This window comes from Pseudomonas sp. PSPC2-3 (assembly GCF_049898265.1).
Lineage (GTDB): Bacteria > Pseudomonadota > Gammaproteobacteria > Pseudomonadales > Pseudomonadaceae > Aquipseudomonas > Aquipseudomonas veronii.
Genome location: NZ_JAFCXJ010000037.1, coordinates 1 through 505, shown reverse-complemented (window position 1 = coordinate 505; position 505 = coordinate 1). Strand labels below are relative to the sequence as shown.

Sequence of the window (505 nt, the reverse complement as noted above, 5' to 3'; positions counted from 1 at the left end):
AACGGCGCGAACACGCCACTGAATCCAACTTGCTGCAACTGGCCTTGCCGCGTGGCCTGGCGAACTGAGAGACGACTATGACGACCCAACACAACGCGTTGCCGACGGCACGCAAACCCGTGGACCTGCGCGCGCTGCTCGACAACTGGGCGATGCTGCTCGCGGCGCTGGCGATTTTCCTGCTGTGTGCCTTGCTGATCGACAACTTCCTCTCGCCGCTGAACATGCGCGGGCTGGGCCTGGCGATTTCCACCGTGGGCATCGCCGCCTGCACCATGCTGTTCTGCCTGGCGTCGGGGCACTTCGACTTGTCGGTGGGTTCGGTGATCGCCTGCGCCGGGGTGGTGGCCGCGATTGTGATGCGCGACACCGACAGCGTCATGCTCGGCATCGGCGCGGCGCTGCTGATGGGCCTGATTGTCGGGCTGATCAACGGCATCGTCATCGCCAAGCTGCGGGTCAATGCGCTGATCACCACCTTGGCGACCATGCAGATCGTGCGCGG

Annotated in this window: 1 protein-coding gene; it reads left to right on the top strand. The window is 64.8% G+C overall.

Annotated elements, in window-relative coordinates; genetic code table 11:
* Positions 1-77 precede the first annotated feature (77 nt).
* A partial coding sequence (locus tag ACP7E3_RS31915; protein ID WP_426125519.1) for an ABC transporter permease subunit occupies positions 78-505 on the top strand: 428 nt, incomplete at its 3' end.